The organism is Syntrophobacterales bacterium (assembly GCA_019429105.1).
Classification (GTDB): domain Bacteria; phylum Desulfobacterota; class Syntrophia; order Syntrophales; family UBA5619; genus DYTH01.
Genome location: JAHYJE010000003.1, coordinates 84,446 through 108,289 on the forward strand (window position 1 = coordinate 84,446; position 23,844 = coordinate 108,289).

A 23,844-nucleotide genomic window follows, 5' to 3' on the forward strand; every position below is an offset into this window, starting at 1 on the left:
GTAAAGGGTTTTTCTGTTTTAGCAGTCAGTGATCTATCCGACTTCTTGCCTCGATGTTGTTCATTCCGGGATGAAGGAACCAATTAGCGCCATAAGGAAGAAACCCCCGCCTATTATTATCAAAGCAATTTCACCCCAGTATAATTTCGTTCTTTTCGGAAGTTCAGACTGACCTTTTTCCCAATAAGAATTTAAATGGCTTTGAGCACCCGCCAACGGCCATACAGAAAGAAAATATAGAAGCTCAAATGGGGCGGGTAATTTTAAAAAACCCGTAAATAAAACGAACGATAAACCATAGAGAAAAGGTTTTTTTATAAGCTTTGCACCATCCACCGTTGTCCGTAGCAATTCTATATCATGCCTGAACATTCCATCGATTCTAAATAAATTATAGAATGGGATGAATAAACCAAAAGTACGCCAGCCCGGACGGAAATCTGCATTCGTATAACTTTTTATACTTTCCCATGTTCTGTAAAACCAATAAATATTATAGAATCCGAATGTAACGAGTGACAAAATAACAAGATGACTTACAGGTTGAAAATTTGATGATATTTGTTCATTTTCTTGGCTCATTAATTTTTGCCTTTCTGCTGGTCAATGACAAACATTTTTAGTGAGTAGCAAGCGTCTATTCCATCACTTTTTACCTAACAATATTGCCGCCTGATCCTCGGCTGCACTCCGATCGACTCCTAAATTATCGAACAAACTCCACATGATAATTTCAAGACGAGGAGAAATATTTGAGAAAAGGCTTGCCGAAGCCATCAGTTCGGCTTGTGCCTCCTGCTCGGTACGCTCGTTGTTTCCCAAGTCCTTGGGCCAGAAGAATGCATGAGCAAGATCATTTCGTACGTTTACCGCTTTTTTAAGGTCAGTAGCAAGATCTTCAGGAAAATGCGAATATTTTAGAACACGACAACGGAGCTGCCCAAAAGTTAAACGTCCGAGCTTATCATACAATGAGAGTAAGCGGTCTTCATGTGAACAAGAGGTACCTTCCCGTATGTCGAGTGCGACCGCCATTTCGAGAAGCATTCGTTCTATAGACTGTACCTCCTGAATCGCAAAACCGAACCATGCGTAGGTATCCCACTCCTCCTTTGATGCCCATTCTGGATTATTAATCATGATCTACAAGTAGCTCCTGTAACCTGATTTCTCAGAATACTTGATTCCATCACTTGTCATTTTAGATTATGCTAGCGCGGCACAATTACGTTGAATAGGATATCGGCCTTTTCAGGATCGAGACGTCGCAGTTTCTGGACAGCATCCAGGGCGGCCGACCGGTTGCCGGAGAAAAAGTAAGCGCCCCCGAGGCCGCCCCAGGCATCGGCATTCTCCGGATCAATGCGGATGGATTGACGATAGGCGTCAATGGCATCGTTGTAACGCTCAAGGTGGGCGTAAGCCCACCCGAGGCCGGCCCAAGCACCGGCATCCTCCGGGTCAATGCGGATGGATTGACGGAAAGCGTCAAGGGCATCGTTGTAACGCTTGAGGAGGCCGTAAGCATTCCCAATGTCATTCCACTTAACGGCATCATCCGGGTCAATGTGGATGGCTTGACGGAAAGCTTCAAGGGCATCGTTGTAGCGCTCAAGGATTTTATAAGCGATCCCGAGGACGTTCCAGGCACCGGCATTCTCCGGATCAATGCGGACAGCCTGACGGGAAGCGTCAATGGCATCGTTGTAGCGCCCAAGAATGCCATAAGTGGCCCCAAGGTTGTTCCAGGCATCGGCATTCTCCGGATCGATGAGGACAGCCTGACGGTAGGCGTTAACGGCGTCGCGATGACGCTTGATGTGGTAGTAAGCGAGCCCGAGGACGTACCAGGCACCGGCATTTTTTGGCTCGATTTTTGTCCATTTCAGGCACCAATCAAGCAGCTCCTGCCAGTCCATCAGCTTTTCAAGAGCGATGGCACGTTTTAGCCATTCTGTCTGACTGCGCCCCTCAGAAACTGTTTTGCGACCCGGCTTGATCTCGCCTATCCACTCCACGGGCATGGCAAAGTTCAGGTTCTGGCCGCCTTCTACGTAAAGAGTAGTCAAGCCGACAAGCCTACCTTCCCGATCGAACAGCCCCCCTCCACTCGAACCGGGCGAGATTGCCGCCGTGGTCTGGATGAAAGGCGGGGGACCACCCCGAAGCTGTGAGACGATGCCGTCAGATAGGGAGAGCTCCAGACCCTTCGGCGCTCCCACGGCGTAAACAGGTACGCCCACCTTGAGATTCGCTGCCTTGCCGAGTTCAGCCAGTTTTCCCTTTATTCCTTTGGCATCAAGTAGGCAGATGTCCTTGTCTTTATCTTCTGCATATAGAGTGGCGCGGACAAGTTGTTTGCCCCGACCTACCTGGTACGAGGCACCCCCCTCCACAACGTGGCAGTTGGTGGCAATTTTCCCGGAAGGGAGCATTACCCCGCTCCCCTGACTTTTCACCTCGCCTTCAGAGTCCAGCGTTTTTACCACAACGACTGAATCCTTGACCTTGTCGAAAACCTGGTCAGGCGTGAGGGCGTGGCCCGGCAAGGGCAGGATCAATAGAAATAATACTGAACAGAGCAAGCTTATCATTGACAGTACATTCATCGTTATATCCTCTCCATTATTCCGTTTACCGATCGCGATGTCATTGATTTTTGGATATCGTTAAGCCATTATTGATGTATTCTTCTTATATTATCTTTTAACCCGATCTATTTTATTTCTGCGGAACCGTTCCAATCTGTATTCCAATCCTTTCGACTTGCCACTGGTCCAAGCGTTTTCTAATCCCAATTCCCTAACGAGAAGCTAACCGGCGCGCAGCTTTTTCGAGCGTCCGGGGGAGTGTGTGTTTAGGCCAGTTGATTTCTGTGCAACGTTAATAAAGGACATCAGTGCCTCATTAACCGCGGCTTCTGTAGGGAATACTTTTGCCACATAGGGGTTGAGAAGTATCAGATTTGTTCCTTTTTGGTAAGACTCAAAATACTTACTGCGGATTCCCTGACCCAAATCTTCCCTCTTATACTCTGAACGAAGCTCATCGGATTCATTAACCTTATTCATAAATTTTACTTTCGTTACGGTGCCTCAGAGGTGCATTCATTATTCGTGTTTGGCCTCACGTTCCGTACGGGAAACAATGAGGAAGCGGTTTGGAGTGACAAGCCGAAGGTAACTTGCCGGTTTTCACTCACAAAATGATCCGGGTCTTAAAACGTAACAGCCAGATGGTCTCCAAAGACCGTTGCCGCTTCCTGAAATGTGACGTCGTGTTTTCTGATGTTTGCGACAGCCTTTTTCCGATCCCACTCAAGTTTCATAAATACCTTCCTATCAAAAAAAACAGCAAAAACACAAGCGGCGGCACCGGGTTTTAAAATCAATGCCGGCGCGCCGGCATTCGAAATATTTCGATATCATTAGCGAATACGCGACGCTCGAAAAGTTTTGCCCTCTGAAAAAGAGGGAAAAACTGTCATGCCAGCGCAGAGCTCGGCGTGAGAGAACTGTCGATTTTATCTCTCAACTCGACGAGGGTAACATGGAAGCTTTCCCGCTCTTCGTCGGTCCAGGCGATCGTGTCGATTCGGTAGATTTTTGCCTAATGCTTTTTATACAGCCCCACCCCAGGGTTAAACCTGGCGCGCGCCGGGGATGGGAAAATTACACGCATGTACTGAAACAGATTCGTCTTTAAGCCTTGGCGAGGAGCCGCTGCCAGTCTTCGTCAACCATGGCCTGGATTTGATCGAGATCATGGTCGGTCAGATGCCGAAAGCGTCCCTGGAGGCGGAAGTATTCGCGGACGAGGTATTCCCGCGGCTTGTAGTTGATCGTGTAGTTCTTGCCGTCCTCCACCTCGTAGAGGGGGAAGATGTTGGTCTGGACGGCCATGCGGGCTATCTTGACCGACATCTCGGAGGGAATGCGCCAGCCCGTTGGGCAGCTCGCGTAGATGTGCAGAAAGCGTGAGCCTTTTATCTCCCTTGCCTTTTGCGCCTTGCGGATCAGGTCGTCGGGAAAGGCGATGCTCGCCGTCGCGACATAGGGTATCCGGTGGGCGACGAGGGCCTCGACGATGTTTTTTTTGCGCATCTTTTTCCAGTCCTGGCCGGGGGTGGTGGTGGTCCAGGCCCCGTATGGCGTCGAAGAACTTCTTTGAATGCCGGTATTCATGTAGGCCTCGTTGTCGTAACAGACATAGAGGAAATCCTCGTTGCGCTCCACCGCCCCGGAGAGGGCCTGAAACCCGATGTCGAATGTCCCGCCGTCGCCGGCCCAGGCAACGACCTGCGTTTCCGTGTCGCCCAGCATGTCGAGCGCTGCCCGGACGCCGCTTGCCGTGGAGGCGGCGGTCTCGAAGGCGCAGTGGATGATGGGGGTCTTCAGCGTTGACTGCGGATACGGACCGGCGATAATCGACCAGCAGCAGGCGGGCAGTACAATCACGGTCTTTTCCCCCATGGCCTTCAGGAAGAAGCGCATCGCAATGGCGGCGCCGCATCCGGGGCAGCCGACGTGGCCGGAGAGCATTAACTCGCGTTCTACTAATTCAGCATCCATTGCCCTTCTCCTTCAGACCGATCCATACCCCGTTTTCCTCGGGAGTGGCGGTCGCCTTTGTTTTTCGATAGATATCCTCAATTATGTCCGGGGTAACATCCCTGCCGCCGATGCCGGCGATATACCCGAAAACCAGCGGTTTGGAAGAGAAGTTGCAGAGTGCGGCCTTCAGTTCCTGGGCGAAAATGCCGCTGGCGCCGAACGAGAAGTTGCGGTCAATGACGGCTGCCTTCTTCACATTTTTCAGCGCTTCCCGAAGCAGGTCAGTCGGGAAGGGGCGAAACAGACGAATCTTGAGGAGCCCGACCTTCTCCCCCTGCTCCCGCAGCTTTTTCAGGACAAGCCTGGTGGTGCTGGTGATCGTTGCGGAGGTGACAAACACGATTTCCGCGTCTTCGCAGTTGACCGCCTCGATCGCCCTGTACCGCCTGCCGAAAATCGCGGCAAATTCCGCTTCGATCTGCTCCGCCTGCGGCAGGACGTCTTCCATTGCGAGCGCTATGTCGTGGCGCAGTTCCATGTAATCAACCGGGGGAACAAGCCCGGCGAAGCTGCGCGGATCAGCGGTGGACATCCGGAAGCGGGGCGCGTAGGGCGGCAGAAAACGGTAAGCGTCCGCCTCATCCGGGATGTCAACCGGCTCGTAGGTATGCGACAGATAAAACGCGTCCAGAACCACCATGACCGGCAGGTTGACCGCCTCGGCTAGCCGGTAGGCGATCAGAGTCGAATCGAGCACCTCCTGACCGTCTTCGCAGTAGATCTGTATCCAGCCGGTGTCCCGCTGGGAGAGGCTGTCCGTCTGGTCGGCCCAGATATTCCAGCCCGGGGCCAGCGCCCGGTTTACCTCCGCCATGACGATTGGCAGGCGCGCGCCGGAAGTCCAGTGCAGCAGCTCATGCATGTACGCGAGTCCCTGGGAGGAGGTCGCCGTGAAGGTGCGCACCCCCATGAGCTGCGCCCCGATCAGGGCGGCGAGGCAGGACTGCTCCCCCTCCATCCGCATGAAGCGTGCCTCCATGAGCCCTTTTTCACAGTAATCCGAGATGGTTTCGACGATATGGGTCTGCGGCGTTATCGGATAGGCGGACACCACCTGCACGTGCGCCAACCTGACCGCTTCCGCGACCGCCTGACTGCCCTCGATGACCCTTCTCATGCGCTTTCCTCCTTATCCAGGGACATCGCATTGCGCGGGCACTCCACAACGCAAATCCCGCACCCCTTGCAATAGTCGTAATTAATCCGCCGGGTGTCCTCTTTCCTGATGACGGCGACGTCCGGGCAGAAGAGGCGGCAGTTGTCGCAGTTGTTGCAGAAGCCGCAGTTGAAGCAGCGCGCCGCCTCCTTCATCGCCAGTCCGGCGGAGATTTTCAGGTCAATTTCCGAAAACGAGCGGCGGCGTTCCTCGATCAGCAGACGCGGCTGTTTGATCCGGGGCGCGAAGGAGAAGTATTCGGTGTTGATCTCCGAATAGCCGACAACGTGACTGCTCCTGAGTTTACGCTCCCCGCCGAGATGGATTTCCAGGGATTGGGCGCTGCCGTCGCCGACGGTGCAGTCCGCAAGAGCAGAGGCGATTGCCGCTGCGCCTTCGCGGAAAAATATGTCCAGGGCAATGGCTGCCTGCTTGCCGGAGGCGATGGCGTGGGTTACGCTTTTTGTTTCATTGGCCAGATCGCCGATGTAAAGAACCGGTCGCTGTCCTTGGCCGAGGACGATGCGGGAGTGACTGAACGCTAATGTATCCGGGCCTGCTGCCGGTGGCTCCATCCATGCCTTCTGCGGCCCCGCCCCGATTGCCCGGATAACGCGCTGCGCCTTCACGAATTCCGGGCTGTTGCCGTCGGGAACAACGCGAGCCCTTCCCGCTTCCTCACCGGAAACAACCATCCGTTGCAGCGCAAGAACAAGCTGATTTCCTTCTTGTTTAACCTCTGCCGGTGCGACAAGTTCCTGGATCGTCACCCCCTCTTCAAGCGCCATGCGGAGCTCTTCGGCGAAAGCGGGCATATCCTGCTTGCGCCTCCGATAGTAGATGACGGCTTTTCCCCCCAGTCGCACCACGCTTCTGGCAACATCGACGGCGGTATTGCCCCCGCCGATGACGGCGGTTGTCCCGTCGCAGGAAACCGGGATCCCGGCCCGCAGGTCTCTAAGAAAATCCAGCCCCTCGACAACAGCGGCGGCGTTTTCGCCGGGGATGCCGATCTGTTGCCCCCGGGCATGACCGCAGGCAATAATAACGGCTTGATAACGGCTGTCGGGATCGGTCAGAAACTTTTCGTCAACCCGGCGGTTGGTGAATATTTCAACCCCGGCGGCTTTTATGCGCTCGACATCCTGAAGCAGTGAGTCCTGGGGGAGACGGTACGCGGGGATTCCCCAGCGGAGCAATCCTCCCACCGCGGTTGCCGTCTCGAAGACGTCGCACTTAAAACCCAGTTTGGTCAGAAACCAGGCCGCGGCCAGCCCGGCCGGTCCTCCTCCGACTATCGCGATCCGTTCATTGCGCAAAGCAGCGCCGGGCGCAGGCGGGTGAAAGTCGTACCGGGCGGCTGTATCGGCAAGAAACCGCTCCAGCGTGTGCACGGCTATGGCCTCATCGTAATTGCCCCGGTTGCAGATACCCTCGCACGGATGGAAACAGACCCGGCCGCAGGTGGCGGGGAAAGGGTTTTCCCGCAGGATCGTGTCCCAGGCTTCCTTGAAATCGCCCAGCGCGGCCAAAAGCTCGATTTGCGGAATATCTTCGCCCGCGGGACAAGCAGCGGAGCAGGGAGCTGTTTTGTCGGCGAAGGACGGGCGCAAAAACCGCCAGGAACCGGTTTTGTTTCCCTCGCTCGTAGTGCAGGAGAGGGGAAGCAGGAGTTTGTTTTTCATTTCGCTATTCATAGGCATACCGTCCTGTAAGCTTCTTCGGCGGCGCTGATGTTGGAGTCCGTGCGGATCGGGATATCCTCGCGAATCGCCTCGAGTACCGCCTCCAAAGGCGGCATTTCCAGCACGCGGGCCAGGGCGCCGAGCATCGCCGTATTGACGATCGGATGGGTGCGCGTGCCGAGTTTATGGTCCAGCGCAATGCGGTTCGCATCGATAAAGGCGCAGCGAAAGTTCGCGAAGCGCTTTTCATCCTTGGCGTTTTTGACGTCGTTGATCAGTATCCAGCCGCCGGGTTTCAGCCCCCGGGCGACGTCGATATTCTGCAGCAGGGTTGTGTCCTGCACGACGACATGATCCGGCGTGGTGATGTTCGTCCGGAGATATATTTTTGTTTTGTCAAGGCGGACGTACGATTCGACAGGGGCGCCCCGCCGCTCGACGCCGAAAACGGGGAAACTCTGCACCTCGTAGCCGGCCCGGAAAAAGGCCTTCGCCATGACAATGGTGCCGACGACCGTTCCCTGGCCGCCCCGTCCATGAAAGCGGAGTTCAAGCATGAATTATCCTCCCTGAATCTAACTGCGGTTCCAGACGACTACCAGAGCCCGTGCCTGCTTGCCGTCAAGCGACCGGAAGGCGTGGTTCTGCGCCGACTCAAAGTACAGGGTGTCGCCCAATTCCAGTATTTCAACCCGGTCATTGGTTCTGAATTCCAGCCGTCCCTCCAGCAGATATGTGAACTCCTCCCCGTCGTGGCTGGTAAAAACCATTTCCGAGGTGGAGAGCGGCTGAAAAGACACGAGGAGCGGTTCCATGTGCTTGTCCTGCTTGCGGGTTTCGAGCGCTTCGTAGATGTAATCCACCTCGCCTTCCCGGTGGTGGGGCCGCTGCCGGATGGGGATTCGGTCCGCCTGGCGGGTAAGCGAGATTTTCAGCTCCGGTTCGTCGTCCTTGAAAAAATGGGCCATTTCCACGCCGAGGGAGCGGGCGACGTTCAAAAGCGTTGCTACCGGCGGAACGAATTCACCCTTTTCGATATCGGCAAGCAGTTCCCGCGCGAGGCCGGTTTTGGCGGCAAGATCGTCGAGGGTAAGGCGATTCCTTTCACGAAGGTTTTGCAGCTTCCGGCCGATTCCGAGCTCCACGGCCGCTGAACGGGCATCTTGCTCCTGAGTCATGTCTTCACCTCACTAATATATTTAAGGAGCCAATTGCAAAACTATTTGTCATTCCCGAAAGCGGAGCTTAATGTACACAATGCTTCTATCGGGAATACGGTTTTTCAAGCAGTTAGAACCAGATTATGAACATTAAACTTCGTTTTCCCGCTTAAAATCATTGCGGGAATGACAGAATGTGAGAGTTTTGCAATTGCCTCTAAGGATAAAATTTATTGCGCTCTACTGTCGCCGGCCTCAAATAAGGGAAGCCGCGGGCACGGTTTATATGCGGGAGTTTGGGGGCCCGCAATGACAAACGGGGCGTTTTGCCAACATCCCCGAGCGCTGTCTGGATATATCTGCTTCCCCTGTTTTTTGTCAAGCCCTTTTGGGCAGGGATTGCTCCTCCCCGTTTATGAACTGGCAGCACCGCCCTCTTGTCCGGTGTTCAACGCGACGATCGGAAAAGGGATCACTATTTTTTCCTGGGCGAAACGGCGGTGTATTCTTTTAATGAATTCATGTGTGATCGCGTATTGGTCAACAAAGGTCTGCGCCCTCATGATAACCGAAAAATTTATGCTTGAGGCGTCAAACGTGTGGTACCTGATAAACGGTTCAAAAGCGGGAACCCCGCCTGGCGCATCCTGCATCACGGCCGTTGCCACCTCCCGGACGACTTTTTCCACCTGCTCCAGATTGCTTGTGTAATGCACCCCCAATTGCACAATGACTGCCAGATCATTTTCCGGCAGATTGTAATTGGTCACGATCATTTCCGCCAACTTCGCGTTCGGGATAAGGACGTAATTTCCCGGCAAGGTCCTTATTGTTGTCGATCTCCACCCGATGTCTTCAATGTAACCGCTATCGGCAGAGTCGAGCTTTATAAAGTCTCCTACCTTGATCTGTTTGGCGACAATAATGTTGAATCCCGCGAAAAAATTGGAGAGGGTGTTCTGAAGGGCGAGCGCAACTGCCAGGCCGCCGACGCCGAGGGTGGTAAGGATCGGGGCAATCGAAATGCCAAGCTGATTCAGGATGATCAGCGCCGCGACGCTGTAAAAGGTGATCCGGATGATGTTTTCGGTGAGACTTGTCACCGGCAGGCGCGAGTCGATTTTGGCGGCGCGCATCCGGATGTAGCCGCTGAGGATATTCGCCGCGGCCAGGGCGACGGCGACGATCGCGAGGATCGAGAGCCCCTGCTCCGCCTTATCGACCAGCTTTTTTGACAGGTCCGAAAATTCGAGCGCGAGGTAGGTTCCCATCATCACGCTCAGCACGATAAACGGGGATTTGATGGCGGAAAAGATGATGTCGCCCGTCGGAGAATCGTTCTTTTTCGCCCATCGGGAAAGCCTGCCGAGCACCTGTCGGCGGAGAAAATAGCCAACGGCCATGGAGATGCCCACGATAGCGAGCATGATCAATATATCAACAGATTTTTCGAGGTATCCGGCAAAAAAAGTTTTCATGGGTTATTTCCGTTTTTGTTCCCAGGGGGAAATCGTTATAGAAGGCGACGTTAAATATTCATATGAAAACATCGCCTTCAGCGGTTATCGAAGTAGGTCTGCAGAAAATTGTGGTATTTTTTGGAGGCGTAAACGGGGCCTTCGTAATCGACGATGAGTTTGCCGTCGAGGTGGTCTATTTCATGCTGGACGACGCGAGCCGCGAAGTCGAGGTAGCGCCGGTTGAGTTTTTTGCCCTTTGCGTCGTCAAAAGCGCGGACTTTTATTTCCGGGAAACGGCTGACTTCGATATTGACCCCCGGACAGGAAAGGCAGCCTTCTTCCAGCGCTGCCAGCTCCCCCCTGGTCTGGGTGATCCTCGGGTTGACAAGGATTTCGGAATCCAGCCGGCGCTGCTCGCGTTCCTTGACGTCGAAGTTTCTGGTCCGGACGGCGATTATCCGGAGGTTTATTCCGATCTGCGGAGCGGCCAGCCCTACGGAATCATCCCGGTCAAGAAAGGTTTCCCAGAGCGCGCGGATTGCCTCGATGACTTCCGCGTTAAAGGGCAGCGGAGCCTCCAGCGAAGGCGCCCTCAAGATACGGGTGTCGTCCTCGATTATCTGTCCTTCGTCCCAGAGGGTAAGGACTCTCTGCACGGTCATTGACGTGTCCTTTTTTGCCCAGGTCCGCAGGCAACTATCGGGGTTTGCAGAGGCCGGGCGCTTGATTTTAAGGGATGTCTATAGCACCACGCCTACGGCATTTCAAGAAAATTTCAAATTAGCTTCTTGCAGAATCCGCAAAGCTCTGTTAGTTTCCGGATGCTTTATCGCCGCTTACGGTTGTTCATGCGGCAAAAGGGAAAGGCGGGCAGGCGCCTGCCGTAAAAAAATATAAGGGAGCTGGAAATTGATAGATTCCATTATTGCAGCGCAGGCCCGGCGGGAATTTTCCCGGTCGCTGCGCTTTGAGGGAGGCGAGACGCCCCATATTCCGCCACCGGCGGATCAACAGCCCCGGATGCTCTACATGCATATTCCGTTTTGCGAGCGGCTTTGTCCCTACTGTTCCTTTCATCGGGTTGTCTTTCAGGAGACGCTTTGCCGCGACTATTTCCAGGCGCTGCGCAAGGAAATAGTCAGTTATCGCGATATGGGCTACCAATTCGGTTCCCTGTACGTGGGAGGAGGCACGCCGACAGTCCTGATCGACGAGCTGACCAGGACCATTGATTTTGCCAGACAGACATTCGGGATTCGCGAGATCTCGGTGGAAACCAATCCCAACCACCTGACCAGGGAACGTCTGAGCTCCTTGCGCTTGGCCGGTGTGAACCGGCTTTCCGTCGGCATTCAGAGCTTTGACGATGGTCTCCTCAAAAGGATGGAGCGGCATGATTACGGAACGAGCGCCGAGGTGCAGGAGCGGATTCGCAACACGCTGGGAATATTTGAGACGCTCAACGCCGACATGATCTTCAATTTTCCGACGCAAACCGCCCGGATGCTGGATCGGGACCTGGACATTCTCCTTGAGCTCGGGGTGGATCAAACGACCTGGTACCCCTTGATGGTATCGGCTTCAACGCGCAGGAAGGTTGAAGGCAGTCTAGGTGTGGTCGATTACGGCCAGGAACGGCGGTTTTACCATCAGATTGCCGGACGGCTTGCGCCGACATATCGCTTTTCTTCGGCATGGTGTTTCTCGCGGGGAAAGGCGATGATTGACGAGTATATCGTTGATTACGACGAGTACGCCGGGCTTGGCAGCGGCGCCATCGGCTATCTGGGCGGTGTTTCCTACGCCAACACCTTCGATATCAGGGACTATATCGGAAGGATGGAAAAAGGGGCGTCGCCGCTGCTGGTCTCCCGCGTTTTTTCGCAAAAAGAGAGGATCAGGTATGATTTTCTGATGAAGCTCTTTGGAACCAGGCTGAATATCACGGAGCTGAAAAAGAAGTACGGCACTGCGTTTCGTCTGCTCTGGCCGGATATAGCAGCCTTTTACCTGGCCGGCGCCTTTTCCTGGAAAAACCCGGAATTTCTCCTGACTAAGCGGGGAAGGTACTTCTGGGTTGTCCTGATGCGGGAATTCTTTATCTCCGTCAATAACTTCAGGGACTATTGCCGGGAACAGGTTAAAATGTGACGGTCGCTGCCAGTGGCAGGATTGCGAGGGATGAAAATGGATGAACGGAAACAGGAGTTGCTGCGCGATCTTCCGAAAATAGACGATTTGCTCTTGAGGATCGAAAAGCAGGAAGCGGCAGTGGGGGTTTCGCGGGAGATGCTCAGGGATGTCTGCCGGACGGTCGTTGAGGGACTGCGGGGACGAATTATCCAGGGAGGGGACGAGCTGCGCCCGCTGCCGACCCCGGAGCAGGCGGCTGACCAGGCGCTGAAGGCGATTGCCGGGTATCGTCGCTTTCGGTTGCGCCGGGTGATCAACGCGACGGGGGTTATTCTGCACACGAATCTTGGCCGGGCGCCCCTCTGCCGGGAGGCGATGGAGCGGGTACTCGAGGTCGCCTCCGGCTACTCCAACCTTGAATACAACCTGGAAAAGGGTGAGCGGGGCATTCGCTATGACAATGTCAAGGGGCTTTTGTGCGCGCTCTGCGGGGCGGAGGATGCCCTGGTCGTCAACAACAATGCCGCCGCAGTGTTGCTTGTTTTGAACAGCCTTGCCCTGAACCGGGAGGCGATTGTTTCCCGGGGCGAGCTGGTCGAAATCGGCGGCGCATTCCGCATTCCCGATGTCATGGAGAAAAGCGGCGCCCGCCTCGTGGAAGTGGGAACAACTAACCGCACCAGGCTTGCCGATTACGAACGGGCTGTCTGCCCGGATACGGGCATTCTGTTGAAGGTACATACCAGCAACTTCAAGATTGTCGGATTTACCGAAGAGACGGATCGTCGCCAGCTTGTGGAGCTGGGGAAAAAACACGGTGTTCCCGTTGTCGAGGACCTGGGAAGCGGCTGTCTCATCGAGCTGAACCGTTACGGCCGGGAGCGGGAGCAGACGGTGCGGGACAGTCTTGCCGCCGGGGTTGATGTTGTTTCCTTCAGCGGCGACAAACTCCTGGGCGGCCCACAGGCGGGAATCATTCTCGGAAAGAAAAAATTTCTGGAAAAAATTGCGAGAAATCCCCTTAACCGGGCGTTGCGGATTGACAAGCTGACCCTCGCCGCCCTGGAAGGGACGCTGGTCAAATATCTTCGCCCCGACGAGGCCATTGCGGATATTCCGGTTCTGCATGCGCTGACTGAATCCGTGGCTGCTGTCGAGAAGCGGGCGAAAAAACTGCGGTCCCTGCTCCGGCGGCATTGCCCTGCGGGGGTAGAAATCCGGCTGGTGGGCGGTTTTTCGATGGCCGGGGGAGGATCGCTGCCGGTCATGGGCATGGAAACGGCGCTTGTAGGCATCAGGGCAGATTGTTGTTCGGCGGCCGAGATAGAACGGGGGCTTCGTAAGAGCGACCCGCCGGTGATTGTCCGCGTTGCCGACGACCAGGTGCTGCTCGATCCAAGAACTCTGCGGGATGTGGATTTCAAAGATATTTGTGCTGGGCTGCAGGGGGTTTTGAGGCAAAGCAAAAATGGCAACCGGTGACGGAGGGACTTTTTGCGGCGGGACGAAGGGCATCCGGGGAAACGGATAATTTATGGACGCACCCGATGAAAATACAGCCTCGCTTTCCGGAGAAAGACAAAGACAGGCCCGCTTTCCGGTGTCCCCGGAAGAGGAAGGAGTTCGCCTCGATCTGCTGCTTGCCGGAAAAGGGCTTGGGATAACTCGAACCAGAATTGCGAAGCTTATTGCCGAAGGAAGGGTTCTTGTATCTGGCCGCCCCTGCCGTGCCGGTCAGAAGATGAAGGCCGGGGCCGAGGTCCGGATAGAGTTTCCCGAGGCAAGCCCCTATGCCGCAGCCCTGCCTGAAGATATTCCACTGGTTGTAGTGTACGAGGACGCGTCTCTCATTGTGATTGACAAGCCTGCCGGCATGGTTGTCCATCCGGCGGCCGGCCATTGGGGAGGAACCCTTGTCAATGCCCTGCTTTTTCATTGCCGTGATCTTTCCGGAATAGGCGGTGTGCTCCGCCCGGGGATTGTCCACCGTCTCGACAAAGACACCTCCGGATTGATGGTGGCGGCCAAATCGGATGATGCCCACCTGGGCCTCGCCGGTCAGTTCAAGCGCCACGAGGTAAAAAAGACCTATCAGGCTGTTGTTTACGGTCTGCCCTCTGCTGAAGCGGGAATAATCGAGGCTGCTGTCGGCAGGCATCCTTCTGACCGCAAGAAAATGTCCACCAAAAGCAAACACGGTCGCGCCGCCCTTACCCTCTGGCGGGTTCGCGAGCGTTACAGGGAGTCGGCGCTTCTCGATGTCGATATCGCAACCGGGCGTACCCATCAGATTCGGGTACACCTGGCGGATATCGGCTACCCGGTTGTCGGGGACCCTGTGTATGGAAAAACCGGGCGGTGCAACTCTGTCAAGGATGCAACCGCCCGGTTCATAATGAAAAATTTTTCACGTCAGGCGCTTCATGCCTGGCGCCTCTCGTTTTCCCATCCGGTTACCGGAGAAAGGATGGAATTTCTTTCGCCGCTGCCGGAGGATATGGAGGTTCTCTGCGCTTCGCTCCGGAAGCAAGTTCTGCTTTAATTCCTTCTGTTACTTTTCCAGTGGATAGTTGTTCAGTATGGAACCCTCTATTGCTTTTAAAGTCACCCCTGTCGGAGGGAGCGTCTTCCAGGACATCATGCCCCACTTCATGTCAAAAGCCTTGTAGCCGAGCATCCGGAGAACCGAAAGGGCCTTGTTCTGCTCGTGGCCTGTGTCGCAATGGACAATGATATCCTTGTCCTTGGCTTGAATTCTCTCTAAATTAATTACCACCTCCTTCCTGAGGCGTCCCCCGCGCCATTGGGTCCGCTCGATGGTTACGTTATCTCAAAAGGCGAAAATGTTTCATCATCCTTCCGGTCGCCGCCGGAAAGCGAAGCTTGATACTCATACTTTATAGATTTTGAGGTAAGTCGTCAATAGTGGACACCAAATATTTCACACAGAGATTGTAATGCTGCCATAATATTACCCTTCCCTTTTGGGTATGAAAAGATTTATAAGAAACAGCATAAGGGCAGTTGTGAAAACAGAATCAATGAAAAAACGGACTCAGGAGCTGCTGGCCTACACTGATTTCGCAACTACAGATATTGACCTGGTGAAATGCGGCATCAGCGGGACCATCAGGCAGGCAAGGGGAAAAAATGTTTAGGTTGGCGAACAGAGGGCGAATCGGGTATCTGGAGGCACAGGGAATTCAAGGGCTTGCATTTGCAACCCACGCCTTCTGCACGCGCCGGACAGGCGTCAGCCGGGGAGGATTTGAAAGCCTCAATGTCGGCGAGCTGGTTGGAGACACGGAAGAAAACGTCAAGGAAAATCTTGAACTTGTCAAAAGGGAGTTTGCTATTCCCCCAAACGGACTGGTCATGTGCAGGCAGGTGCATGGCGACAGGATAATCGAGATAGGCAAGGATGAACCTCTGCCGCTGCCCATGCCGGAAGGCGACGGACTGGTTACCGCCCGCCCGGGGATTGCCCTGGGTATAAAAACAGCCGATTGCGTTCCGCTGCTCTTTTTTGACCGCCGTCTCCGGGTAGCGGGGGCGGCTCATGCCGGATGGAGGGGAACGGCGCTTGGAATCGCGGCGAAAATGATCGACATCTTTCTGCGGCGCTTTGCCTCGCAAAGGGAGGATATAATTGTCCTTGTCGGGCCGGCAATCGCCTCCTGCTGCTATGAGGTCGATGCTCCGGTCTATGAGGCTTTTGCCGGCAGGACAAAAACGGAGCGGTTTTTTCGCAAGCGCAGGGGAAAGGAGCGCTGGATGTTCGATATCTCGCTTGCCAATCGCGTTCAGCTCAGGGAAGCCGGAATTCCTGCAAATAACATCATGACATCCGCAATGTGCACAGCCTGCCGGCGGGAGTTGTTTTTTTCTCATCGCGCCGCCCGGGGAAAAGACGAAGGCCGGCAGCTCACCCTCATTATGATTAATTGAGCGCTGCAATAAAAAATGCTTGACAGTTGGTAATGTTTGGGTATAGCCTATTGCAAAATCAGAGAGGCAAGCGTTGCTCCTCCCTTAAAATAAAATCCATTTATCAAACTATCAAACAGGGATTCGTAATATTTCGGTGCACTTCTTATATAAATCGTTTTCTATAAAATCTAAGTTATTTTGATGGAAAGAACCGAAAAGAGATCGAAAGCGCTCTATAAACATTAAGCTTCGCTTTTCCGCACGGGGTGGGTGCCATCCGGCATCTCGTTAATAATCAACTATACAGGCAAAAAAAATGCACATCGAAGATATTAAAAGACAACCTATCAGTGAATTGACAAAAATGGCCAAGGAGCTGGATGTTCCCGGCGCCAGCGGCATGAGAAGGCAGGATCTGATCTTCGCTATCCTGCAAACGCAGGCCGAAAAGAACGGCGTTATTTCGGGCTCAGGCGTCCTGGAGATACTGCCGGACGGATTCGGTTTTTTACGGGCCGTAGATTACAACTACCTGCCCAGCCCGGACGACATCTACGTTTCGCCCTCGCAGATCAGACGATTCAGTCTGCGAACGGGTGATACTGTTTCCGGCGAGGTAAGGCCCCCCAAAGAGGGGGAAAAGTACTTCGCGCTGCTGAAGGTCGATGATGTCAATTTCGAGAGTCCGGAAGCGGCGCGCGACAAAATTCTGTTCGACAATCTGACGCCGCTGTACCCGGAAGAAAAGTTGAATCTTGAACACGATCCGGAGAATTTCTCCACGCGCATCATGGATCTCTTCACCCCGATCGGCAAGGGGCAGCGCGGTTTGATCGTTTCTCCGCCGCGCGCCGGGAAGACGGTTCTTCTGCAGGACATCGCCCACAGCATCACCGCCAACCACAAGGAGGTTGTGCTGATGGTGCTTTTGATCGATGAACGGCCCGAAGAGGTAACGGACATGCAGCGCAGCGTGGCGGGGGAAGTGATCTCCTCCACCTTCGACGAGCCGGCTACCCGCCATGTACAGGTTGCAGAGATGGTTATAGAAAAGGCCAAACGGCTCGTGGAGCACAAAAAGGATGTCGTCATCCTTTTAGACAGCATTACCCGTCTGGCCCGTGCCTACAATACGGTTGTCCCCCCCTCCGGGAAGGTGCTTTCCGGCGGGGTGGATTCCAACGCCCTGCATAAGCCCAAGCGCTTCTTCGGGGCGGCCCGGAACATAGAAAACGGCGGCAGTCTGACGATCATTTCCACTGCGCTGATTGATACCGGCAGCCGGATGGACGAGGTCATCTTCGAGGAGTTCAAGGGGACCGGGAACATGGAACTGCACCTTGACCGCCGCATCGCCGATAGGCGGGTTTTCCCCGCATTCGATCTGATCCGTTCCGGAACGAGGAAGGAAGAGCTGCTCATCCCGAAGGCCAATCTCAACCGGGTATGGATATTGCGGAGACTGCTCCAGGAGATGAATCCGGTGGATGCCATGGAATTCATCATCAACAAGATTCGCAAGACGGACAACAATAAATTATTCCTCGATTCGATGAATTCGTAAGCGGTTTTTTGCAAGTTCCGGGGGCCTCAACGCAGTCAGGATGGGGATTTGCCGAGGGGCGAATAAAAAGTGCTTGAAATTCAATTTTAAATGACTATAATCCCCAATTCGCCCGCTTGGCAAGGGTGATGTTGCTTGAGCAGGGGAGCGGGTATTTTTTGCATGGTTTATACTAAGCGCCGAAGGCGGAAAAAGCCGGAAGCCAAGATTAATTAAAAGGAGACATACAGACATGAAACAGGGAATTCATCCCGAATATAAGGAAACAACGATAAGCTGTGTTTGCGGAAATGTTATCGCGACCAGGTCAACCAGACAGGATATCAAGGTGGAAGTCTGTTCCCAGTGCCATCCCTTCATGACCGGAAAGCAGAAGATTGTCGATACGGCGGGACGGGTGGAGAGGTTCAACCGCAAGTATGCGGGATTTGAGAAAAAGGCGTAACCCTTTATCGTTATAGGCGCCGCCTTCCCAACGGATTCCCTCCACTTCCGGCCTTAGCCGGAACGGAGGGTTTTAACAGTGGGCTGCTGCCTTTGCCAAATAACGTTCCAGACACAAACAGCCGGTGACAGTCGCCGGCTGTTTGTGTCTGGAACGGACTGGCTTCAGTCAGCGGATGAACTCGATTAATTTTAATAGTGGGATGCGATGTTTTCAAGACTTAAGGAAATTGAAGCCAGGCTCCGGGAGCTGGAACAATTGCTCAGCGATCATGCTGTCCTGGGGAATGCCGGTCTGTACCAGAAATACGCCAAGGAGCATTCCAATATCCTGCCGCTGGTCGAGACCTTTCGCCAATATGAAAAAGCCGTTTCCCTGCTGCAGGAGGATCAGGCGCTCCTGCAGGGTAACGACGAAGAATTGAAGGAGATTGCCCGGGAAGAGCTCCCTCGGTTGAAAGAATCCGTGGAAACCCTGCAAGAAAAGCTGAATTTTCTCTTGCTGCCCCGCGACCCCAACGACGAAAAAAATGTCTTTCTGGAGATTCGCGCCGGCACCGGCGGGGACGAGGCGGGCCTCTTTGTCGAGGATCTCTTCCGGATGTACGCCCGTTACGCGGAAGCCTCCGGCTGGAAGGTGGAAATCATCAGCAGCACGCCCTCCGGCGGCATGGGAGGCTTCAAGGAGATCATTGCCCTGATTGCCGGGCAGGGCGCCTACAGTCGGCTTAAATATGAGGGCGGCGTGCACCGAGTTCAGAGAGTGCCGGTGACGGAGGCGCAGGGGCGGATCCATACCTCCGCGGTCACTGTGGCCATTCTCCCGGAGGCGGATGAGGTCGAGCTGAACATCGACCCGAACGATTTGCGAATAGACGTCTATCACTCCAGCGGTCATGGCGGTCAGAGCGTTAACACCACGGATTCGGCGGTCCGCATCACCCACCTGCCGACGGGGATGATCGTCACCTGCCAGGATGAAAAATCGCAGCTCAAGAACAAACACAAGGCGATGAACGTTCTTCGTTCCCGGCTGCTCGATATCGCCGTCCGGGAACATGACGACGAAATATCGGAAACGCGCAAAAGCCAGGTGGGAAGCGGGGATCGCAGCGAACGGATCCGAACCTACAATTACCCCCAAGGCCGGGTGACCGACCACCGGATTGGGATGACCTCCTACAATCTCGAAGGTTTTCTGAGCGGCGATATCCAATTTATGCTCGATGCGCTGACTGCCCATTTTCGGACGGATGCCCTGAACAAGGCGGCCCCTTAAATAAATTTCCTTAACCTGTACATAGTTTGCGGGAAGTCATGAACATTAAAACGCTCCTTGCCGGCGCTGCTTCCGAGCTCGCGATCTGCGGCAGCGCTTCCCCCCGTCTTGACGCCGATCTGCTACTGATGCATCTGCTGAAGATCGACCGCGCCCAGCTTTTGGCATATCCGGAGCGCACACTAACTGAGCAACAGAGGACTGCTTTCACGGGGTTCCTGGAAAGACGGAAGCAGGGCGAGCCGGTCTCCTACATAATCGGGCAGAAGGAGTTTTGGGGCCTCCGCTTTACGGTGAATCCCGCCGTGCTGATTCCGCGGCCGGAAACGGAATGCCTGATCGAAGAGGTTTTGCGTTTTTACCGTCCCCCCGGAAACAATCTGCGGGTATGCGATATCGGAACGGGAAGCGGCATAATTGCGATCGCGCTGGCCAGCGAACTTCCGGAAGCCCGGATTGTGGCGACAGACATTTCTCGAGAAGCGCTGGCCGTGGCCTACGGCAACGCCCTTTATCACGGCGTGGCCGGGAGGATTGATTTTCAGCAGGCGGATGTTTTCCCGGACATTCCCGGCAATTTTGACGTCATCTGTTCCAACCCTCCCTATATAACTGCCGAACAATACTCGTTGCTGCCGGGGGGAATCCGCGATTTTGAGCCACGCGAGGCGCTGCTTGCCGGCCCGGACGGATTGGCGCTGTACCGGAAAATTATCGCGGCCGGGCCGCGCCATTTGAAGCGGGGCGGTCGTATTTTCATGGAAATAGGCGAGGAGCAGCAAGACGCGGTTAGTTCCTTGTTAAGGGAAGAGGGCAGCTATGCGGACATCTTTTGCCGCAGCGACTACGGGGGGATGGATCGTGTCTTGTCGGCAAGCAAGAGATAGGGTATAAGGCTTTAGAATATCAAGAGTCAATTGCCGGGGCGGGGGAATAATAATGGATAAAATAGAGATTATCGGCGGGCGGAGGCTGCAGGGCGAGGTGCGGATCAGCGGGGCGAAGAATGCCGCCCTGCCGGTGCTGGCCTCGGCGCTCCTCGTCGATGGCTGGAATACCTTTCACAACATCCCCGATCTGGAGGATATCAAGACGATCCGCACCCTGCTGGCGAGCTTGGGGGTAAAAAGCGAAGGCGGCGAAACTTTAATGATAAGCGCCGGAGAAATTACCAGTTGTGAGGCATCTTATGATCTTGTCCGGAAGATGCGGGCCTCGGTTCTGGTGCTCGGTCCCCTTGTGGCGAGAAGGGGCGAGGCGCGGGTTTCTCTGCCGGGCGGCTGCGCGATTGGCGCCCGACCCGTAAATCTCCATGTAAAGGCGCTCAGGGAAATGGGGGCGGAGGTGGAGCTGAAGGATGGGTACATCGAGGCGAAGGCTTCGCGCCTGAAAGGGGCGACGATCTATTTTGATACCCCAACGGTTACGGGCACGGAAAACATCATGATGGCGGCGACACTGGCCGATGGGACAACTGTGCTGAAGAATGCGGCGCGCGAGCCGGAGATTGTCAATTTAGCCGGGGTGCTCAGTGGGATGGGGGCAAGAATCCGCGGGGCGGGCAGCGACGTCATAACGATCGAAGGGGTGAAAGCACTCCACCCGGCAGAGGCGCGGGTCATCCCGGACCGGATCGAGGCAGGCACGTTTATTATTGCGGCCGGAATGACCAACGGAGATATCCGGATTCTCGATTGCGAGCCCCGCGATTTCGAAGCGCTGACGGCCAAGCTGCTCGCAACAGGAATGGAGATAAAAATTGAGGATGGCAACCTTCGGGTGCAAGGCAAAAAACAGGTGAAAAGCGTGGACGTAAAGACCATGCCTCACCCCGGCTTTCCCACGGATCTGCAGGCGCAGATCATGGCGATGATGACGATCGCAAAGGGTCTGAGCGTCATCACCGAAACAGTTTTCGAAAACCGGTTTATGCATGTAAGCGAGATGATCCGGCTGGGCGCGGACATCGTTATCGAAGGCAACAGCGCGATTGTGCGGGGAATTCCGCAACTGCACGGGGCGCCGGTGATGGCAACCGATTTGCGCGCCTCGGCGTCGCTGATCTTGGCCGGCCTGGCCGCGGAAGGAAAGACCGTACTTTCGCGTGTTTATCATATTGACCGGGGATACGAGCAGATCGAAAAGAAGTTTTCCGCCCTGGGCGCCGACATTAAACGCATCCCCGGGTGATTGACGGAGGGAATTTCGGGAAATCAGGAACGAGTTGGAAATTATGAGGATAATTAAAGCTGACAGTGGGGAATTTGAGGAATATTTCAAACAGTTGACGGGCCGCGGCCAGGTTTTTGACACCCAGCTTTGGAGTGCGGTGGGGGCTATTGTGGAAGCTGTCCGCGTCCGCGGGGATGAGGCCCTCTTCGAATATACCGCCCGCTGGGATGGGTTTGCCGTTGCCGCCGCGACGGTGGAGGTTTCCGCCGCGGAGTGGCAGGCCGCGGCGAAGCATGCTACTCCTGAAGAGATTGAGATTATTAATCTTTCCGCCACAAGGATTGCCAGGTTCCACGAGCGTCAGCGACAGGAAAGCTGGTTTGTCAACGATGAGGAGGGGGTGGAACTGGGACAATTGGTCCGGCCCCTGGAACGGGTAGGGATCTACGCTCCGGGCGGACGGGCCTGTTACCCCTCTACCGTTTTGATGACGGCGATTCCGGCGCGGATTGCGGGAGTGACCGAGATCATCCTGACTACCCCCTGCCGGGACGGGGTGCTGCCGCCCTTGATCGCCGCCGCGGCAAAGCTTGCCGGAGTCACCCGCATCTTCAAGATCGGCGGCGCCCAGGCGGTTGCGGCCTTGGCCTTCGGGACCGAATCGGTCCCCCGTGTGGACAAGATAGTCGGCCCGGGCAACCGGTACGTGGCGGCTGCCAAAAAAATGGTTTTTGGCCAGGTGGGGATCGATATGATTGCCGGCCCCAGCGAGGTGCTTGTCATTGCCGATAAAACGGGCAATGCCGCCTATGCGGCCGCGGATATGCTGGCGCAGGCGGAGCACGACGAAATGGCAGGCGCGGTGCTGATGACGCCGGACGCGGCATTCGCCCGCGAGGCGGCCGCGGAGCTCAGCCGGCAAATGACGCAGATGGAGCGGAAAGAGATCGCCGCCCGGGCGCTGCAAAATTACGGGGCCGCGATCATTACCCGGGATCTTGACGAGGCGATAATCCTGGCCAACCGTTTCGCCCCGGAACATCTGGAATTGATGGTGGAAAATCCGCGTGCATATTTGCCCCGTCTGCGCAACGCCGGAGCGGTTTTTTTAGGCGCCAGCGCGCCCGAGGCTCTGGGCGATTACATGGCGGGGCCGAATCATGTTCTGCCCACCGGGGGAACCGCCCGCTTCGCCTCGCCGCTGGGCGTTTATGATTTTTTCAAGCGCACCAGCGTCCTGTCCTTTTCGCAAACGGCGCTGGCGCGTTATGGAGAGCCGACCGCCCGCTTTGCCGATCTTGAGGGGCTTTACGGGCACGGACGCTCCGTCCGCTTGCGCCTGAAAGCCTGAGGCGAAAAAACGAGTGTATTTATTTTGAGGGGAGGAACACCAATGGCGAAAAAACTGACACGCTTTGATTTGCAGACAATGAAGGAAGAGGGGCGCAAGGCCGTCTTGATGACCGCATACGATTATATGACCGCCAAGCTGGCCGAAGAGGCGGGGATGGACATGCTGCTGGTTGGCGACAGCCTCGGGATGGCTGTCTATGGCTATCCCGGCACTGTTCCGGTCACCATGGACCAATGCATCTGCCATGCCGAAGCGGTGCGCAGGGGAGCCCCGGAGACCCTTGTCATCGGCGACATGCCTTTTGGGTCGTACCATGCCGGGATCGATGACGCCTGCCGCAACGCGATCCGGTTTTACAAAGAGGCCGGGGTGGATTGCCTCAAACTGGAAGGCGGCAAACGGGTAACACCGGTTATCAAGGCGATCGTTGATGGCGGCATGCTTTTGATGGGACATATCGGCTTGACTCCGCAGAGTTCGGGCGCATTGGGGGGATTCAAGGCCCAGGGACGTACAGCGGCGGCGGCAGAGGCGATTGTCGAGGACGCGATCGCGGTATGTGAAGCGGGGGCCTTCTCGGTGCTTGTGGAGGGAGTGCCTCCCGAGGTAACCGCGGCGATACGCAGAAATGTTCCTGTCCCGGTTTACGGGATCGGCGCCGGCGACTGCGATGGCCAGATCATGGTCTGTTCGGACATTCTGGGGCTTTTTCAGGCGTTTACCCCCAAATTTGTCAAACGGTACGGCAATGTCGCCGAGGAGTATCGCAAGGTCTTTGCCGCATACAGCGAGGATGTCCGCAAGGGCGCCTTTCCCGGCGAGGAGCATGTTTACCGGATGGCGGAGGGAGAGGCGGCAAAACTGGCAGGGAAGTAGCCGGCCGGCGGGATTTTC

General features: G+C 55.3%; 24 protein-coding genes. 11 read left to right on the forward strand and 13 right to left on the reverse strand.

The features are described from left to right. Positions 1-60: 60 nt before the first annotated feature. The 12 genes from K0B01_01930 to def all read right to left on the reverse strand — a co-directional run bounded on the left by K0B01_01930 (position 61) and on the right by def (position 10,736). A complete protein-coding gene (locus tag K0B01_01930; GenBank protein MBW6484897.1) occupies positions 61-582 on the reverse strand; it encodes a DUF4234 domain-containing protein in 522 nt (173 codons plus the stop codon). Between the two features lie 63 nt (positions 583-645). Continuing rightward, positions 646-1,140 carry a hypothetical protein gene (locus K0B01_01935; GenBank protein MBW6484898.1) on the reverse strand — a complete coding sequence of 165 codons (495 nt, stop codon included), beginning with the start codon at positions 1,138-1,140 and terminating at the stop codon, positions 646-648. A gap of 71 nt (positions 1,141-1,211) precedes the next feature. Then, complete coding sequence (locus tag K0B01_01940; protein MBW6484899.1) at positions 1,212-2,609, reverse strand: serine protease; 1,398 nt, start codon at positions 2,607-2,609, stop codon at positions 1,212-1,214. 204 nt (positions 2,610-2,813) lie between these two features. Next, on the reverse strand, positions 2,814-3,071 hold the full coding sequence (locus tag K0B01_01945; protein ID MBW6484900.1) for a hypothetical protein: 258 nt from the start codon (positions 3,069-3,071) through the stop codon (positions 2,814-2,816). 146 nt (positions 3,072-3,217) lie between these two features. After that, positions 3,218-3,328, reverse strand: coding sequence for a BrnT family toxin (locus tag K0B01_01950; GenBank protein ID MBW6484901.1), 111 nt, complete (start codon positions 3,326-3,328; stop codon positions 3,218-3,220). A 373-nt stretch (positions 3,329-3,701) separates the two neighbouring features. Next, positions 3,702-4,571, reverse strand: a complete 870-nt coding sequence (locus tag K0B01_01955) for a 3-methyl-2-oxobutanoate dehydrogenase subunit beta (GenBank protein ID MBW6484902.1) — start codon at positions 4,569-4,571, stop codon at positions 3,702-3,704. Beyond that, entirely contained in the window at positions 4,561-5,730 is a 1,170-nt protein-coding gene (porA, locus tag K0B01_01960; GenBank protein MBW6484903.1) for a pyruvate ferredoxin oxidoreductase, read from the reverse strand. The genes K0B01_01955 and porA overlap by 11 nt, the downstream gene beginning before the upstream one ends. Then, positions 5,727-7,466 carry an FAD-dependent oxidoreductase gene (locus K0B01_01965; protein ID MBW6484904.1) on the reverse strand — a complete coding sequence of 580 codons (1,740 nt, stop codon included), beginning with the start codon at positions 7,464-7,466 and terminating at the stop codon, positions 5,727-5,729. Before K0B01_01965 ends, porA begins: the two co-directional genes overlap by 4 nt. After that, entirely contained in the window at positions 7,463-8,011 is a 549-nt protein-coding gene (locus K0B01_01970; protein ID MBW6484905.1) for a 2-oxoacid:acceptor oxidoreductase family protein, read from the reverse strand. Before K0B01_01970 ends, K0B01_01965 begins: the two co-directional genes overlap by 4 nt. 18 nt (positions 8,012-8,029) lie before the next feature. Further along, positions 8,030-8,632 carry an XRE family transcriptional regulator gene (locus K0B01_01975; protein MBW6484906.1) on the reverse strand — a complete coding sequence of 201 codons (603 nt, stop codon included), beginning with the start codon at positions 8,630-8,632 and terminating at the stop codon, positions 8,030-8,032. Positions 8,633-9,027: 395 nt separating this feature from the next. Further along, positions 9,028-10,092: a mechanosensitive ion channel family protein gene (locus K0B01_01980; GenBank protein MBW6484907.1), complete on the reverse strand. Its 1,065-nt coding sequence runs from the start codon at positions 10,090-10,092 to the stop codon at positions 9,028-9,030. A 77-nt stretch (positions 10,093-10,169) separates the two neighbouring features. Then, positions 10,170-10,736: a peptide deformylase gene (gene def, locus K0B01_01985; GenBank protein ID MBW6484908.1), complete on the reverse strand. Its 567-nt coding sequence runs from the start codon at positions 10,734-10,736 to the stop codon at positions 10,170-10,172. Between the two features lie 247 nt (positions 10,737-10,983). Between def and K0B01_01990 the strand changes: the two genes are divergently transcribed. The 3 genes from K0B01_01990 to K0B01_02000 are packed head-to-tail and all read left to right on the forward strand — an operon-like array spanning position 10,984 to position 14,749. Next, complete coding sequence (locus tag K0B01_01990; GenBank protein MBW6484909.1) at positions 10,984-12,225, forward strand: coproporphyrinogen III oxidase family protein; 1,242 nt, start codon at positions 10,984-10,986, stop codon at positions 12,223-12,225. Between the two features lie 36 nt (positions 12,226-12,261). Next, positions 12,262-13,689, forward strand: coding sequence for an L-seryl-tRNA(Sec) selenium transferase (gene selA / locus K0B01_01995; GenBank protein ID MBW6484910.1), 1,428 nt, complete (start codon positions 12,262-12,264; stop codon positions 13,687-13,689). Between the two features lie 52 nt (positions 13,690-13,741). Then, positions 13,742-14,749 carry an RluA family pseudouridine synthase gene (locus tag K0B01_02000; protein ID MBW6484911.1) on the forward strand — a complete coding sequence of 336 codons (1,008 nt, stop codon included), beginning with the start codon at positions 13,742-13,744 and terminating at the stop codon, positions 14,747-14,749. 9 nt (positions 14,750-14,758) lie between these two features. On the opposite strand, the gene K0B01_02005 is transcribed toward K0B01_02000, so the two are convergent. Further along, a complete protein-coding gene (locus tag K0B01_02005) occupies positions 14,759-14,983 on the reverse strand; it encodes a hypothetical protein (GenBank protein ID MBW6484912.1) in 225 nt (74 codons plus the stop codon). Between the two features lie 374 nt (positions 14,984-15,357). Here K0B01_02005 and pgeF point away from each other — a divergent pair, with 374 nt between their 5' ends. The 8 genes from pgeF to panB all read left to right on the forward strand — a co-directional run bounded on the left by pgeF (position 15,358) and on the right by panB (position 23,826). Next, complete coding sequence (gene pgeF, locus K0B01_02010) at positions 15,358-16,155, forward strand: peptidoglycan editing factor PgeF (protein ID MBW6484913.1); 798 nt, start codon at positions 15,358-15,360, stop codon at positions 16,153-16,155. A gap of 298 nt (positions 16,156-16,453) precedes the next feature. Further along, positions 16,454-17,701, forward strand: a complete 1,248-nt coding sequence (gene rho, locus K0B01_02015; GenBank protein MBW6484914.1) for a transcription termination factor Rho — start codon at positions 16,454-16,456, stop codon at positions 17,699-17,701. Positions 17,702-17,933: 232 nt separating this feature from the next. Next, entirely contained in the window at positions 17,934-18,146 is a 213-nt protein-coding gene (gene rpmE, locus K0B01_02020; GenBank protein ID MBW6484915.1) for a 50S ribosomal protein L31, read from the forward strand. 207 nt (positions 18,147-18,353) lie between these two features. Further along, positions 18,354-19,424, forward strand: coding sequence for a peptide chain release factor 1 (gene prfA, locus K0B01_02025; protein ID MBW6484916.1), 1,071 nt, complete (start codon positions 18,354-18,356; stop codon positions 19,422-19,424). Positions 19,425-19,462: 38 nt separating this feature from the next. Then, positions 19,463-20,311 (forward strand): peptide chain release factor N(5)-glutamine methyltransferase, encoded by an 849-nt coding sequence (prmC, locus tag K0B01_02030; GenBank protein ID MBW6484917.1) that lies wholly within the window; start codon positions 19,463-19,465, stop codon positions 20,309-20,311. Positions 20,312-20,363: 52 nt separating this feature from the next. Beyond that, positions 20,364-21,614, forward strand: a complete 1,251-nt coding sequence (murA, locus tag K0B01_02035; GenBank protein MBW6484918.1) for a UDP-N-acetylglucosamine 1-carboxyvinyltransferase — start codon at positions 20,364-20,366, stop codon at positions 21,612-21,614. A 43-nt stretch (positions 21,615-21,657) separates the two neighbouring features. Then, entirely contained in the window at positions 21,658-22,947 is a 1,290-nt protein-coding gene (gene hisD / locus K0B01_02040) for a histidinol dehydrogenase (protein MBW6484919.1), read from the forward strand. Between the two features lie 42 nt (positions 22,948-22,989). Then, the gene (gene panB, locus K0B01_02045; GenBank protein MBW6484920.1) at positions 22,990-23,826 is read left to right on the forward strand and encodes a 3-methyl-2-oxobutanoate hydroxymethyltransferase; all 837 of its coding nucleotides are present in this window, start codon (positions 22,990-22,992) and stop codon (positions 23,824-23,826) included. Positions 23,827-23,844 lie beyond the last annotated feature (18 nt).